Origin of the sequence: Luteococcus sp. H101 (assembly GCF_038433155.1) — a bacterium.
Lineage (GTDB): Bacteria > Actinomycetota > Actinomycetes > Propionibacteriales > Propionibacteriaceae > Luteococcus.
The window spans coordinates 19743-33861 of the sequence record NZ_JBCDMW010000030.1 but is presented as its reverse complement, the minus strand read 5'-3'; the positions used below and the strand labels follow the sequence as shown (position 1 = coordinate 33861).

Genomic DNA, 14119 nt, shown 5'->3' with positions numbered 1-14119 from the left:
CGGTCAGGCGTTGATGGTGATGGCTGGCTGGCCGGCGGTGACGGGCCCCGGGACCGCCGGGACCACCTCGCCGAGCTTGGTGTGGTTGGTCACCACCATGATCACAGTGGCCGGGTGCCCGGCATGGGCGATCGCCGTGAGGTCAACCTCCACCAAGGGTTGTCCGGCCTCGACACGGTCTCCCTTGGCGACTGCCGGGGTGAAGCCGTCCCCACCCATGGTCACGGTGTCCACTCCAACATGGACCAGCACCTCCGCGCCATCGTCAGTCCTGAGGCCATAGGCGTGCCCGCTCTTCATGGCCACAAGGACGACGCCGGAGGCAGGAGACAGGATGGTTCCCGAGCTGGGTTCGATGCCAACGCCCGGGCCCATGGCTCCTGCGGCAAAGGCCCTGTCGGGGACATCAGCAAGGGCGATCAGCTCTCCGTCGACGGGCGACCGGAGGTCAAGGGTGCTCCCCGCAGCCGGGGCAACGGCCATCGTGGTCTGGGTGGATGCGTCCGCGAGCACTTCCCCATCGGCGGGAACGGCGCTGTCAGCCTTCTCATAGTGGCCAGCCAGCACCCAGGTGACCATCGCGGTGACGACGGCACCGATGGTGATCGCGATCAGGATGTTGACCAAGTATCGAAGGGTGTTGTCGCCGATGTAGAGGAGGACGGCGGGCAGGCCGGATGTGCCCGTGGCGAACCGGTGGGTATGGGTGAGCCCGGCGTACAGGCCGCCAGCAGCGCCGCCGATCATGGCAGCCACCAGCGGGTAGCGCTTGGGCAGCAGGACGCCGTAGAGAGCGGGCTCCGTGATCCCCATCAGGCCGGTGATGCCACCCGCCGTGGAGATCTGCCTCAGCTTCACGTCCTTCGAGCGGAAGGCCACCACCAATGAGGCGACGCCGACGCAGATGTTGGAGACCACAGCGCCCGGGCCGAAGATGGAGTCGAAACCGGTCTGGGCCATCTGGACGATGCCCAGTGGTGCGATCGCGTTGTGGATCCCGAACATCACCATCACTGGCAGCAGCCCGCCGATGATCACGGCGGGTGCCCACGCGGCATTGGTGCTCAGGAAGGCAAAGCCCTTGGCCAGGTAGCCGCTGAGCACCGCACCGATCGGGCCGAGCAGGGACATGGCGAGCGTGCCCATCACCAGGATGGTCAGCATGGGGACGAAGACGAGTTTCACCGACTCGGGAATGATCCTGTTCAGGAAGCGCTCGACCCTGGCCTGGACCAGCACCACCAGGATGATTGGCAGGACGGAGTAGGAGTAGTTCGTCAAGGTCAGCGGGATCACGTCGAACAGGTGCACAGGTGCCTTGGCCTGCACCATCGCGACCCAGTTGGGATGGAGCATCAGGCCAGCGACGGCAGCTGCCAGTAGCGGGTTGCTCCGCAGTTTGGTGGCGATGCTGAAGGCCAGCAGCACCGGCAGGAAGTAGAAGACGGCGTCGGCGAAGAAGTTCAGGACCGCGTAGGTCTGGGACTCCTTGGTGATGGCACCGAAGACCACCAACAATGCCATCAGGGCCTTGACCATGCCGGCTCCCGACAGGGCGGGAATGATCGGTTGGAATGCCCCGGATACGAAGTCGATCAGGGTGGCCACCAGCCCCCGCTCCTCGGCTCCCGGAGTGCCCACGGCCGGTCCCGCCGCCTTTCCGCCCAGTTCGCGGTCAATCTCGTCGAAGACATCCTTCACGTGGGTTCCGATCACCACCTGGTACACACCGCCGCTGCTCAGCGTCGTGACCACGCCGTCGGTCTGCTGCAGCCCCTCCTCATCAACCTTCGACGGGTCGGACAGCCCGAACCGCAGCCGGGTCTGGCAGTGATAGGCCGTCGTGATGTTGCCAGCCCCTCCCAACAGCTCGATGATGCGCGTCGCCAGCGACGCGTACTTGCTCGACATGTGCCTGCTCCTTGGTCTTCCCTGTAGACAGAAAAGGACCCGGGCACAGTCCTCCCCCTCAGCGGAGAACCAGAGCCCGGGTCCTGCTCCACGTGCGGTGGATGACATCCCGTGTCTCGACGGCCACCATGGCCGCCACTGGAAAACTAGTACTGGGGGAGGACGAGCACAATGCACGAAGGAGGTGCTCCCAGCCCCACCCAGACTCCCGGCGCGCGGACGCAACGCTTCCTAGACTCGGCCTCATGAGCAACCAGGCAACTCCTCCCGCCACCATCCCCTTCGGGGCCGAGGCCTTCGAGTCAATTGGCCACACCGAGCTGCGCTGGCTGACCATGGCTGGCTTCCTGGTGAACAGCCGCGGCACCACGTTGATGATCGACCCGCTGCTGCGGGACTTCGACATGCCGATGCTGACTACCTTCCCGATCACCACCGCCGAGGTGCCGCGGCTGGACGCGGTGCTGGTCACCCACAGCGACAATGACCACTTCAGCCGTCCCACCTGCCGGGACCTGGCGGCGCTGGGGTCCAGCTTCCACACCACCCAGTACGTCGCCGACGAGATGCGCGGGGAGGAACTGGAGCAGCTGGGCGGCAGCGTCCACGGCCATGACATCGAGGACAGCTTTACCGTCAATGACCTGCGGGTGCGGGTGCTGCCTGCCGACCACGCCTGGCAGAATGCCAAGCCCAAGCCCGGCCAGCGCACCTTCCAGCCGGAGGACTGCTGCGGCTTCTGGATCGACACCCCGGACGGCAGCATCTGGGCCCCCGGCGACTCCCGGCTGATCCGCGAACACCACCTCGCCGGCCCCAGCCCCGACGTGATGCTCTTCGACTTCTCGGACAGCGAGTGGCACTTCACCCTGGACGGCGCCATCGAGATGGCCAATGCCCACCCCACCTCCCAGCTGCTCCTGCACCACTGGGGCTGCGTCGATGCGCCGGACTTCTCGCCCTTCAATGGCAACCCCGCGGATCTGATGGACCGCGTCGTCAACCCGGAACGGATCCGCGTCCTCGCCCCGGGCGAGGCCTTCCGCCTCCCCCTTGCCTGACCCAGAAAGGAAGCCCATGAATTCGTGGCCCAAAGACGTGATCGAGCGGATCGCCGCCAGCGATGACCTGCACATCTCTCCCTTCCGCCCCGACGGCAGCACCCCCGGAACGCCCACCTGGATCTGGTCCGTGGTGGTCGACGGGCGGCTGTTCGTCCGCGCCTGGAATGGCACCCGGTCCCGGTGGTACCGCGCGGCCGTCGAGCAGGGAGCTGGCCGGATCTCGGCCACGGGAGATGACTTCGACGTCGCAATGACACCCGTCGACGAGGCCAGCGACCCCACCCTCGGGAACCGGATTGACGAGGCCTACCGGACCAAGTACGCCGGCAGCCCCTACCTGCCCCCGATGGTGGCCGCGGGTCCCAAGGCCGCCACCGTCGAACTCACGCCAGCGAACTGACCTGGCCTCGAAAGGACCACCATGACCCAGAACCGTACCGAACAGGCCGCCGAGGTCTTCGGCCGCCTGTTCAACGCCACCCCTCCCACCAGCGAGCCGGATCCGGAGTTCGGCCCCATCCTGCGCAAGGTGATCTTCTCCGACGTCTTCGCCACCGGAGACCTCGACGACCGGACCCGGGAGCTGGTCACCGTCACCTGTCTGGCCGCGCTGCAGACCCTGCCCCAGTTGAAGGCCCACGCCACGGCGGCCCTGAACGTCGGCGTCACGCCGGTGGAGCTGCGTGAGGCGATGTACCAGTTGGCGCCCATCATCGGCTTCCCACGCACCCTCAATGCGATCGGCGTGGTCAGCGAGGTGATCACCGCAGCCGGGCACGAGCTGCCGCTGCAGACGCAGGGAACCACCACCGACGAAGACCGCCATGAGTTGGGCCTGGACATCCAGACCGCGCTCTACGGCACGGAGATCGCCGACGCCCTGGCCGGCCTTCCGGAACCCTTCGACCGGGCCGTGCCGGGATTCCTCACCGATTTCCACTTCGGCGACTTCTGGACCCGTGAGGGGTTGGACCGCGGCACGCGCGAACTGCTCGCCCTGGTCACCCTGGCTGCCCTGAACCTGGCCCCACAACTGCCGGCCCACGTGCGTGGCTGCCTGAAGGCGGGCAACAGCGTGGAGACCGTGCTCGCCGCGCTGGTTCAGGCCTTCCCCTACATCGGATACCCCAGCGCCCTCAACGCAATGCGCGTCGTGCTGGCGGAGACGGGCTCCAGGCCACAACAAGTGCGGCAGGTCAAGTGACCAGACCGCCCGGGCGGCACTTGGTCACCTGACTTGCCGCATTTGTTGTGGCCGACCGATCCGAAGGTTCTCCGGTCACCACTCCCAGTCGAGCGCGTGCAGGCCGGGGGCGGGGTTGGCGAGCACCAGCTCCACCATCCGGGCCGGCTCCAGCTCCCGCTCCACCACCGGTTCCGCCTCGCTCTGGGCCGGCTTGACCGTGTGCAGGATCCGCTTCGGCAGCGCCCCCTCGAAGTGCACCGTTAGCGTCAACAGCTGAGCCGGCCGGCTCAGGGCATAGCCCATGGTGGTGCACTCCGCGTCGCCGTGGAAGGTCAGGCGGTGCTGGGTGCGGCGGTTGTCGCCCTTCTTCAGCGGCGGGTCGAACAGGAATTCATAGACCTGGGCGCCCTCGTCGACGGGGATCACCCGGCCCAGCGTGCAGCCCAGCAACGCCTCGGCGTGCACCTGCTGCTGCGCCAGATCGACGGAGATGGACCAGCCGCGCACGTCCTCGGCGGTGGCCTCGATCACCAGCGTCGTGGTGGCGGTGCGTTCGGCACGCTTGGCGTCCACCAGCACCTCGTGATGCGCGGTCAGCAGCTTCTGACCCGACGCATTGGGCATGTGGGCGCCCTGGATCACCCGGCGCAGCATCTGCACCCGGTCACTGGTCCAGGCCTTCTGCACGGCGGGACGGATCGCATCACCGATGCGCTGGGCCAGCTCGGTGGCGGGGATCTCGGGTCGGGACGTCGGTGTCACGATGCCTCCTCGGTGTGGCTGTGGAGGTAGCGATCGGCAGTGACCGGTGCCTCCGTTGTGTCTCATTGTTGCGCAGACGGCACCCCCGTGAGGGCAAGTCCACAGCAGCTTCCGCGGGATCTCAGGGCTGCATCACCAGTAGCGCCTGGGGCACCACCTCGGCCTCGAAGACCCGGGCACGTCCGGCGGTGTCCCCGTCGAGTTCATAGGGCATCTCCTCGGCGACGCTGATCCGCACCCGTCGGGCCTGGAGCTGGTCCACCCGGTTGACCCGGTCGCTGCCCAGGGCCATCACCTTGGCGGCCATCGCTGCCCAGTCCGCATAGTTGCGCGGCGAGGCGATCGCGACGTCCAGCAGGCCGTCGGTGGCCGAGGCCTTGGGCATCAGCTGCAGGCCGCCCTGCAGCAGGCCGACATTGCCCACCACCGCCATCATCGCCCGACGGCGTTCCGGGGCCTGCCCGTCCACCTGGAAGCTGAGGTCCATCGGCGGGGCATTGACCTCCTGCGCGGCGGCCAGGAAGTAGGCCGCCGACCCGACGGTCTTCTTCAGCTCCGGCCGGGTGTTCTCCATGATCCGGGCGTCGATCCCGATTCCGGCCATCACCGCGAAGTGCTCCGCGCCCGCCTCGTCGCCGTCGATGATCGCCTTGACCAGATCGATGGGCTGGGGCTGGCCGCCGAAGGCCACCCGGGCCGCCGCCACCTCATCCAGCGGGATCCCCAGATTGCGGGCCAACAGGTTGCCCGTGCCCGCCGGGATGATCCCCAGCGGGATCCCGGAACCGGCTAGCTCGGAGCAGACCACGCGGACGGTGCCGTCGCCACCGGCAACCACGACGAGGTCCACGTCCCGGGAGATGGCGGCGCGGGTCATGGAGTAGCCGGGGTCGGTGGGCTTGGTCTGCAGCCACAGCACATCGTCCCAGCCGCCCTGTTCCAGCTCGTACTCCACGGTGCGGCGGAAGCTGCCCCGGTCCAGCACCTTGGAGGGATTCCAGATCACCGCGCAGCTGCGTTCCTCCGCGGCCGCGCGACGACGGCGGGGCACCGGCACCATGTGTACCCGCGCAACCAGGCAGGCGAGGCTGGCGCAGACCAGGCCCAGCAGGAAACCGCCGACGATGTCGGTGGGCCAGTGAGCATTCATCACGAACCGGTCGTAGCCGATCAGCCCGACGCCCAGAACACCCAGCACACGCCACAGGTAGCGCACGTCGGACGGCTGCCGGGTGGTGGTGGTTGTGGCAATCACCATCAGGGCCGCGGTGGTGGTCATCGCCAGGTGCCCACTGGGATAGGCCCACCCGGCGTGGGTCAGCACGTCGGCCAGCGGGGAGGCCGGGCGGGGCCGGGCGAAGATCTGTTTCAGCAGGAAGCTGCCTCCCCAGGCCAGCACCACCGACAGCACCAACCCCACCGCCAGGTTGCGCAGCCGGCGTCGCCAGGCCCAGACGGCGATGATGGTCAGGATGGCGGCGAAGACGCCCGGCATGGTGACGATGGAGATGGCCGTCCAGATCTGGGCGGGGTGGCTGTCGGGCTCCAGCCGCGTGGTCCCGGAGAACCGGTCCAGCCCGGCCAGGGCGGTGGTGGCCAGGGCCAGCCAGGTCCACAGGCCGAAGGCGAACCCGGCGGTGACCAGCACGAAGAGCGCGAACCGGGCCCGGGCAAGGGCGGTGATCCGGTGCAGGCTGGGCATGCGCTGATTGTGCCACGCGCCGGCCAGCTCCCCGATTCCCAGAAAGTGTTGCCCGACAAATGGCGGGGACGAGGAGGGCGGCCACTCGGTAGGCTGTTGCCCATGATTGATCCCAAGCTGCTGCGCACCGACCCCGACCGCATCCGACGTAGTGAGATTGCGCGCGGCGGCTCCGGTGAGATCGTCGACGAGCTGCTGGCCGCCGACGAGTCCCGCCGCAGCAACATCCAAGCCTTCGAGACCATGCGTGCGGAGCAGAAGGAGCTCGGCAAGCAGGTGGCCAAGGCACAGGGCGAACAGAAGCAGGAGCTGCTGGCCCGCACCAAGCAGCTGGCCGCGGATGTGAAGGCCGCCCAGGCCACCGCCGATGAGGCCGGGCAGAAGTTCGACGAGCTGATGAAGCAGCTCGGCAACCTGGTGATCGACGGCGTCCCGACCGGCGGCGAGGATGACCTCTACGTGATCGAGACCCACGGCACCCCGCGGGACTTCGCCGCCGAGGGCTTCGAGCCCAAGGACCACCTGGAGCTGGGTGAACTGCTCGGCGCCATCGACATGGAGCGCGGCGCCAAGGTCTCCGGCAGCCGCTTCTACTTCCTGACCGGCGTCGGTGCCCAGCTGGAGTTCGCCCTGTCCCAGTTCGCCATGGCCAAGGCCCTGGAGTGGGGCTTCACCCCGATGATCCCGCCGTCGCTGGTCAAGCCGTCGGCCATGGAGGGCACCGGCTTCCTGGGCCAGGCCGCCGCCGACGTCTACCGTCTGGAGGCCGACGACCTGTACCTGGTTGGCACCGCCGAGGTGCCGCTGGCCGCCTACCACTCCGACGAGATCATCGACGCCAACAGGCTGCCGCTGCACTACGCCGGCTACAGCCCCGCCTTCCGTCGTGAGGCCGGCAGTTACGGCAAGGACACCCGCGGCATCTTCCGCGTGCACTGGTTCGACAAGTGGGAGATGTTCGTCTACTGTGACCCGGCCGACGCGGAGGCGGAGCACCAGAAGCTGTTGAACTTCGAGAAGGAGTTCATCACCGCCCTGGAGCTGCCCTTCCAGGTGCTGGACGTCGCTTCCGGTGACCTGGGTCTGAGCGCCGCCCGCAAGTACGACTGCTACGCCTGGCTGCCCACCCAGAACCGCTACCGGGAGATCACCTCCACCTCCAACTGCACCGAATTCCAGGCCCGACGCCTCAACATCCGGCAGCGCAAGGACGGTGAGGTCAGCCCGCTGGCCACGCTGAACGGCACCCTGTGCGCCATGACCCGGATGATCATCATGCTGCTGGAGAACCACCAGCAGGCCGACGGATCGGTGCACATCCCCGAGGTGCTGCGTCCTTACATGGGTGGCCTGGAGAAGCTGACCCCCAAGGCCTGAGACCGGATGCGATGACCTCGCCCGAGCCCGACGAACCCAGCGGCTACGCCCGTCCCGACGGATGGACCCCGCTGGGGGAGCCGGGCTCGTCCGCTTCCCCCACCGACGGTCTGGACGCGCGCCCAATTCCGGAAGGTGACCGCCAGAATCCGACGGCCGGGGTGGCTCCCGCGGGGGAGTCCACCGCCGGTGGGAATCCCGAGGTCACTTCCCGGAACCAGGTCCCGGAGTCTTCGCCCGGCGCGTCCGCAGCCGGTTCCGCCGGAACACCCGGCTGGCAGCCGTCACCTCCCGGCGCCGGTGAGCCCGGCAGATCCGGCTTCTCCCGCCACCCCCTGCGCTGGGCGGCCTGGTTCAGCGTGCTGGCGGTGCTGGGCTTCCTGCTGGTCCGGCCATTGGTGGCCCGGGACCCCGAGCCCGACGAGGTGCCGGACCTGCGGGTCCCCAGTACCCTGCCCACCCCGCAGCAGCCGTCGACTCCCAGGCCCTACCCGCCCTCACCGCTGCCCAGCACCGCCACCGCGCCGGCCCGCCCCAATGCCCAGCCGGCGCACTACGCCTGGGGAGTCCAGGCCAAGAGTCTGCGGCTGGACCTGGTCAGCGCGGAGCTCAGCTTCTCTCCGGACGGTTCGGCCGACGACGACCGGCCGGTGATTGGGGCCGGCCAGACCTGGCTGGTGCTCACCGGGGAGGGCACCCTGGGCCGCGAGGAGACCGCGCCCGACCGCAAGATTCGCTTGCACGGCCTGGACGCCACCACCGGCCGTCAGCGCTGGCAGCTGGACCTGCCCTTTGGGTTGTGCGCGCGTGAACCGCTCGACGGGAAGGTGGCCTGCGCCTCTGCCGCGGAGCGGGACGGGGCCACCGGCCTGCCCACCCGGTGGACGCTGCAGCTGCTGGACCCGGCCACCGGGCGGGCGGTCAGGACGGCCGCCCTGGACGGCTGGTTCAGCATGGTGGCGGTGCAGTCCGGCCGCTTCCTCCTGGTGGAGCAGGCCCAGCCGGCGCCCCACCTGGTGGTGCATGCCGTCGGCAAGGACCTGTCACCGGCCTGGCGCACGGACCTGTCGTCGCAACCCTTGCACGGCAGCTTCTTCAGCCAGAACCGGTACATCACCCGTCGTGACCTGACGGTTCCCACGGGTCTGGCCCTGGAACGGGTCCGGATCCGGCAGGTGGACCAGATGGTCGCCCTTTGGGGCAGGGTGGGCACCGCCTTCCTCAACGCGTCCGACGGGCGGCTCGTGGCTCTGCCCCGGTGCTCCCGGATGGTGGATGACGGGCAGCGGATCTGGTGCAATGACGCCGATGGTGCCACCGCCTACTCCCGCCAGCTCAAGCCGCTGCACCGTACCCAGCCGGGGATCAGGCTGGCCCACCCCAGGATCGACCGTCGGCATGGTGACCGGTCCGTCCCGGTCTTCCTCAACCAGCACAAGCAGGTGGTGGGGGTGGACCCGGCCACCGGACGTACCCGGGCGGTGATCGCCGACACCAGCTCGACGGACACCTTCGCGGGGCCCCTGGAGCCCACCGCGGTGCAGGCCGGGCGGACCGTCCTGGTGGACGACGCCGGTGGGCTGGTGGCGCTGGACCAGGCCGGCAGCCGGGCGGTCTGGGCAGTGCCGGACTACACCAGCGTCCTCGCCCTCTCCCACGGTGAACGGGTCCTGCTCGGCGACCGCAGCGTGCTGGACGTGGTGGATCCGACGACGGGTCGGGTGGAGGCACGGTTCAGGGACCTGCCCGGCTTTGCCGTGGTCGGCGTGGGCAGCCCGCGGGACCAGGCCGTGGTGGCCGTCGGGCTGGACGGGGTGTGGCGGCTCAGGCTGCCCTGATTCCGGAGGGCTCTCCCACCCCTCGACCGACTCGGAGATCGTGGTTCAGGAAGGCTCGGGGATCGTGAGCGCGGATCGAGCCCCGACTGGCCAGAGGACCTTGAGGAAAGCCCGGGGGATCAGGCGGGGAACCAGCGGTTCAATTCCTCCACCGTGCCCAGATCGTCGAAATTCCCGGTGACGTGGTCCGCGCAGGCCTTGACCTCCTCGGGGGCGTCCCCAATGGCCACGCCGCGGCCGGCCCATTTCAGCATCTGGGTGTCATTGCGGCCGTCGCCCAGTGCCAGCACATTGCGCTTCTTGACCCCCAGTTCGGCGCAGACCTCCTTCAATCCCGTCGCCTTGTTCACACCGACGGGGGCGATGTCCAGCCATGCGGACCACCCGATGAAGTAGCTCACGCCACGCATGCCCAGGGCGCGGGCGATGGTCTTGAACTCCTCGCTGGAGGAGTTCGGGTCCCGGATGATCACTCGGGTGACCGGCTCGGCGCACAATTCCTCGACGCTCTGCAGCCGCATCTCGCCGGTCAGGTCTCCGTCGGGGAACAGTTCGTTCAACCGATAGCCGCCGCGCGGATCCTCCACCGCCACCCGCATGTGGGGGTGCTTGGACAAGACCTTCTGGATGGCGGGGCCGGGGTCAAAGGTGACCTGCTTGCGCAGCCGGTAGGGCGGGAAGTCCACCACGACGGCACCATTGGAGCTGACCGCCGGGCCGGGCGGCAGGCCGAGCGCCTCGAAGATCGGCTGGGTGTCACCCCAGGCACGCCCGGTGGCCAGCACCACCGGGACTCCTGCGGTCTTGATCCGGTCCACTGCGTCGCGGATCTGGTCTGGTAGATGTCCCTCGTGGTCGACGAGCGTGCCGTCGATGTCCAGGGCCACCATCTCGGGGCGCCAAGTCATGGACGAATACTGCCAGCAGGGCATGACCAGATGGTGAAGCGCGGGTGGCCGCAGTGTGTCCACACCGGGCCCCCGCGCTTGTCACCCGGGACTGACCGACGTGTCAATCGGGCAGATCCTATGGTGTGGTCAGGCGGCCAGGCGTCGGCTGGCCTCGCCCCGGCGCAGCACCTCGCGGGCGGCCTGCAGGACGAGTTCCATGCTGGGCTTGACCTGGCGCAGGGAGCGGCTGGGCGCCGGGTTGTTGCGCGCCTTGCGCAGGTGGCGCTTCACGGTGGACAGGCTGCAGCCGAGTCGCTGGGCGATCGACTCCAGGGAGTCATGCGGGTTGGCGGCGCGCAGCCGCACCACCTCGGCCGGATCGATCTGCCGGTTGGGCGTGACCACGCCGGCGAAGGAATCCAGATCTTCGGGCTTCACGCGAACGCCCAGTCGGGAACGGATCGCGTTGCGCTGGGCGGGGGTCGTGCCGGCCACATAGCCCGCCACGTCGTGCTCCACGACGGCGGCGTAGAGGCACCTCTGGAGCAGCGGGCAGCCACCGCAGGCCTGTTCGGCCTTGCGCATCAGCATCTGCTGGAGGTGACGTTCGTGGGCGCTGGCCGGGGAGATGTGGTCCTCCAGCAGCGGATGCTGGAAGACCTCAGCATGCTCCACGCAGGCCCGGGCCGTGAGGGTACTGGTCTGGATGGTCATTTCTGGGTGACAACTTTCGGTGCGGGAATCGGGGTGACGGTGTCCCTACGACGGAGCGCGAGTTCCACCTGGTTCCCGATTGCCCCGACGGCTCTAGGTTGTCAGGCCGTGGCGAGGAAAGGCCATCGCAATGGTGGGGGTGACTACCTGTTCGGGGGTGGCACGGATACTCATGGGAATCTGAGTATCGCTACTCATAATTCAACGTTGAATTGTTGAAGCCATGAACGGGCCCCGGCGATCCCTGTGTCCACAGGAAAAATTCTGCTGCCCACCTCGCTCCTTGCGCCGATGCGGAAGCCGTGGCGCCCTTTTTCGGGCCGTTCCTGCGCTGTCACGTATATCCGTGACATGTGACTCGATTGTCCACCCGCTGAGTGTCACCTGAACAGACGACAAGGGGATTTCATGGCGTTAAGTATTCGATCAGCAACCGGTTCCCTGTCATCAGTTCTGATGACGTGCCCCTGCCGGGGGCGATGCCCCAAGGTCCATGCGCGCAGCATGAGGGGTGTGTGCGCAGGACGTCTCCAGTCTGGTGGGCAACCGCACGCGGCGGCTTCAGGAGCCACCCGTCGCAGCAGGTCCGTGACCTGGCTGGATGATCCAACCCGTCCAGGGGACCCATCGGCACAGCCCGGGTCAGCGCGCGCGGGGCCGGCATAGTCTGGGGCAATGAGCGCCAGCGACGAGGTCTTGCAGCGGCTGCCCGACGGAACCGTGAAGCAGCGCAATCCCTTCACCGGGACCCAGGTCTGGACCATGCCCGGCCGGGGCAAGCGTCCCCTGCCCAAGACGCTGGATGATCCGGCGCCGCTGCCTCCCGACGGCGGGACCCCCGGCTGCGCTTTCTGCCCCGGCCATCATCTGGATAACCCGCCGGAGCGGTCCCGGCTGGTCCGCGAAGGGGAGGGGTGGCGGGCGCTGTCCGGGCTGTCGGCAGCCGAGCTGGATCGGACCGAGGCGGACTTTCGTCGGGTGCCCAACCTGTTCGAGATCTGCTCGCTGGACTACTGGCGGCTCAATCACGGCGTGGAGCCGAGCCCGGAGGTGGTGGAACGGGTGGAGGCCTACCTGGCCGATCCGGTGGGCCACGCCCAGATCGAGCGGGTCTGGCGGCTGCGGGAACGCTTCGCCAAACAGGAGGTGGAGCCCACCGAGGAGGCGCTGCGGCAGGCCGCCCTGGGCTGGATCGGGACCTCGCATGAGCTGGTGATTCCGCGACGGCACTACGTGGATGGCGCCACCGACACCAGTCAGTTGGCCTCCTCCGGCTGGCTGACGGTGCCGGAGCACCGGGCCTACGTCGGGCTGACGGTGCAGGCGATGGCGGACCTGTACGCCGCCAATCCGGCCGCCCGCTATGTCTCGGTCTTCCAGAACTGGCTGAAGCCGGCCGGCGCGTCCTTCGAGCACCTGCACCGCCAGGTGGTGGCGATCGACGAGCTGGGGGAGCACGCGGGGGCCGCCGCGGAGGCCCTGACCCGCCATCCCAATGCCTTCAACGAATACGGGTTGGACATCGCCATCCAGAACGGGCTGCTGCTGGCGGCCAATGACCATGCCGTCGCCTTCGCCGGCTTCGGCCACCGCTACCCGTCGGTAGAGATCTACTCGCTCTCCCCGCGGCGGGAGCCGTGGCTGCTGGACGCCGACGAGATGGACGGGATGAGCGACCTGCTGCACGCCATGCACGCCGCCGGCGGTGAGAAGCTGTCCTGCAATGAGGAGTGGCACCACCGGCCGCCGTCGCTGGCCGAGGGGATCGGCGCCATCGGTGAGGAGCACATCCCCTGGCGGATCGTCGTGAAGTGGCGGATCTCCACCCTGGCTGGCTTCGAGGGCGCCACCAAGATCTACCTGAACACGCTCTCTCCGTGGGATGTGCACCGGCGGGTGCTCAAGGAGCTCTACCGGCTGCGCGACGAGGGCCGGATTGCCCCGATGAAGCTGGGCGACGAGTGCGATGTCGCCCCGGGGAGCATTCCCTGCTGAGCTGTTGTCAGCTGGCCAGCTGACCCTCCAACAGGCCCGTGGCGGACTGGGTGTAGTCATCAAGGTCCGTGGCGATCCGGAAGGACGCCTGCATCACGTAGCCCTGGATCAGGGCGACGAAGGCGGGGGCGAGGCGGGCGGCGCGGCGCAACGGGAGTCCCTCCTGCCGGCACCACGCCTCGAGATAGCCGGTGACGCGTTCCATCAGGGTGGCCGCGTGGTCCAGCAGCCCGGCGGACAGGGCGTTGCCGGTGGTCAGGTTGCCCCAGAACTGCAGCACCAGGCCGCTCTCGATCCACTCGTGGGGGAGGTTGCGCAGCACCTGTGCGAGGGCCGTGGCCGGAGGCGGCACGGGGGACTGGTCAGCGAAAGTGACCAGAATCTCGCTCTTGGTGGTCACCACGGAGGCGGCGATGTCCCGGATCAGGTCGTCCTTGCCCTTCCAGTAGCCGTAGATGGCTCCGGCCGAGAGCCCGGACTCCTTGATGATGTCGCTCATCGTCGTGCTGGACAAGCCCTTGCGCTGGATGACCGCGATGGCGGCGTCCAGGATCCGCTGGCGTTGGGCGGCGCGATGTTCGTCGGAAACCTTGGGCATGCGCCGATCCTAGCAAAACGAACATTCTGTTTGACAGCTTCCCCGGGAGGGCGCACCATAGAGAACGAACATTCGTTTTATG

General features: G+C 68.3%; 12 protein-coding genes. 6 read left to right on the top strand and 6 right to left on the bottom strand.

Annotated features, from left to right (window positions below):
• Positions 1–3: 3 nt before the first annotated feature.
• Positions 4–1911 carry a beta-glucoside-specific PTS transporter subunit IIABC gene (locus tag AAEX60_RS12740; protein WP_342103938.1) on the bottom strand — a complete coding sequence of 636 codons (1908 nt, stop codon included), beginning with the start codon at positions 1909–1911 and terminating at the stop codon, positions 4–6.
• A gap of 245 nt (positions 1912–2156) precedes the next feature.
• On the opposite strand from AAEX60_RS12740, the gene AAEX60_RS12735 reads away from it, so the two are divergent.
• From AAEX60_RS12735 to AAEX60_RS12725, 3 genes are read left to right on the top strand one after another with little or no spacing between them, the layout of a single operon-like run.
• Positions 2157–2972 carry an MBL fold metallo-hydrolase gene (locus AAEX60_RS12735; protein WP_342103937.1) on the top strand — a complete coding sequence of 272 codons (816 nt, stop codon included), beginning with the start codon at positions 2157–2159 and terminating at the stop codon, positions 2970–2972.
• Positions 2973–2988: 16 nt separating this feature from the next.
• Positions 2989–3375 carry a DUF2255 family protein gene (locus AAEX60_RS12730; RefSeq protein ID WP_342103936.1) on the top strand — a complete coding sequence of 129 codons (387 nt, stop codon included), beginning with the start codon at positions 2989–2991 and terminating at the stop codon, positions 3373–3375.
• A 21-nt stretch (positions 3376–3396) separates the two neighbouring features.
• Positions 3397–4179, top strand: coding sequence for a carboxymuconolactone decarboxylase family protein (locus tag AAEX60_RS12725; RefSeq protein WP_342103935.1), 783 nt, complete (start codon positions 3397–3399; stop codon positions 4177–4179).
• Between the two features lie 75 nt (positions 4180–4254).
• Here AAEX60_RS12725 and AAEX60_RS12720 read toward each other — a convergent pair whose 3' ends face one another.
• Together AAEX60_RS12720 and AAEX60_RS12715 are read right to left on the bottom strand one after the other, a co-directional pair.
• Entirely contained in the window at positions 4255–4923 is a 669-nt protein-coding gene (locus tag AAEX60_RS12720; RefSeq protein ID WP_342103934.1) for a hypothetical protein, read from the bottom strand.
• 121 nt (positions 4924–5044) lie between these two features.
• Positions 5045–6625, bottom strand: a complete 1581-nt coding sequence (locus tag AAEX60_RS12715) for a diacylglycerol kinase family protein (protein ID WP_342103933.1) — start codon at positions 6623–6625, stop codon at positions 5045–5047.
• Between the two features lie 102 nt (positions 6626–6727).
• On the opposite strand from AAEX60_RS12715, the gene serS reads away from it, so the two are divergent.
• Together serS and AAEX60_RS12705 are read left to right on the top strand one after the other, a co-directional pair.
• Positions 6728–8002, top strand: a complete 1275-nt coding sequence (serS, locus tag AAEX60_RS12710) for a serine--tRNA ligase (RefSeq protein WP_342103932.1) — start codon at positions 6728–6730, stop codon at positions 8000–8002.
• Positions 8003–8013: 11 nt separating this feature from the next.
• Positions 8014–9840: a PQQ-binding-like beta-propeller repeat protein gene (locus tag AAEX60_RS12705; RefSeq protein ID WP_342103931.1), complete on the top strand. Its 1827-nt coding sequence runs from the start codon at positions 8014–8016 to the stop codon at positions 9838–9840.
• A gap of 119 nt (positions 9841–9959) precedes the next feature.
• Here AAEX60_RS12705 and AAEX60_RS12700 read toward each other — a convergent pair whose 3' ends face one another.
• Together AAEX60_RS12700 and AAEX60_RS12695 are read right to left on the bottom strand one after the other, a co-directional pair.
• Complete coding sequence (locus tag AAEX60_RS12700) at positions 9960–10730, bottom strand: HAD family hydrolase (protein ID WP_342104009.1); 771 nt, start codon at positions 10728–10730, stop codon at positions 9960–9962.
• Between the two features lie 147 nt (positions 10731–10877).
• Positions 10878–11444 carry a WhiB family transcriptional regulator gene (locus tag AAEX60_RS12695; protein WP_342103930.1) on the bottom strand — a complete coding sequence of 189 codons (567 nt, stop codon included), beginning with the start codon at positions 11442–11444 and terminating at the stop codon, positions 10878–10880.
• A gap of 675 nt (positions 11445–12119) precedes the next feature.
• On the opposite strand from AAEX60_RS12695, the gene AAEX60_RS12690 reads away from it, so the two are divergent.
• Complete coding sequence (locus AAEX60_RS12690) at positions 12120–13439, top strand: DUF4921 family protein (RefSeq protein WP_342103929.1); 1320 nt, start codon at positions 12120–12122, stop codon at positions 13437–13439.
• A gap of 7 nt (positions 13440–13446) precedes the next feature.
• Here the strand turns inward: AAEX60_RS12690 and AAEX60_RS12685 are convergent, their stop codons facing one another.
• A complete protein-coding gene (locus AAEX60_RS12685; protein ID WP_342103928.1) occupies positions 13447–14037 on the bottom strand; it encodes a TetR/AcrR family transcriptional regulator in 591 nt (196 codons plus the stop codon).
• Positions 14038–14119 lie beyond the last annotated feature (82 nt).

What these genes read in the sequence shown, in the direction of transcription:
- AAEX60_RS12705 (WP_342103931.1), top strand. Translation starts at nt 8,014, where the DNA reads ATGACCTCGCCCGAGCCCGACGAACCCAGCGGCTACGCCCGTCCCGAC.
- AAEX60_RS12685 (WP_342103928.1), bottom strand. Translation starts at nt 14,037, where the DNA reads ATGCCCAAGGTTTCCGACGAACATCGCGCCGCCCAACGCCAGCGGATC.
- AAEX60_RS12700 (WP_342104009.1), bottom strand. Translation starts at nt 10,730, where the DNA reads ATGGTGGCCCTGGACATCGACGGCACGCTCGTCGACCACGAGGGACAT.
- AAEX60_RS12740 (WP_342103938.1), bottom strand. Translation starts at nt 1,911, where the DNA reads ATGTCGAGCAAGTACGCGTCGCTGGCGACGCGCATCATCGAGCTGTTG.
- AAEX60_RS12735 (WP_342103937.1), top strand. Translation starts at nt 2,157, where the DNA reads ATGAGCAACCAGGCAACTCCTCCCGCCACCATCCCCTTCGGGGCCGAG.
- serS (WP_342103932.1), top strand. Translation starts at nt 6,728, where the DNA reads ATGATTGATCCCAAGCTGCTGCGCACCGACCCCGACCGCATCCGACGT.
- AAEX60_RS12695 (WP_342103930.1), bottom strand. Translation starts at nt 11,444, where the DNA reads ATGACCATCCAGACCAGTACCCTCACGGCCCGGGCCTGCGTGGAGCAT.
- AAEX60_RS12715 (WP_342103933.1), bottom strand. Translation starts at nt 6,625, where the DNA reads ATGCCCAGCCTGCACCGGATCACCGCCCTTGCCCGGGCCCGGTTCGCG.
- AAEX60_RS12690 (WP_342103929.1), top strand. Translation starts at nt 12,120, where the DNA reads ATGAGCGCCAGCGACGAGGTCTTGCAGCGGCTGCCCGACGGAACCGTG.
- AAEX60_RS12730 (WP_342103936.1), top strand. Translation starts at nt 2,989, where the DNA reads ATGAATTCGTGGCCCAAAGACGTGATCGAGCGGATCGCCGCCAGCGAT.
- AAEX60_RS12725 (WP_342103935.1), top strand. Translation starts at nt 3,397, where the DNA reads ATGACCCAGAACCGTACCGAACAGGCCGCCGAGGTCTTCGGCCGCCTG.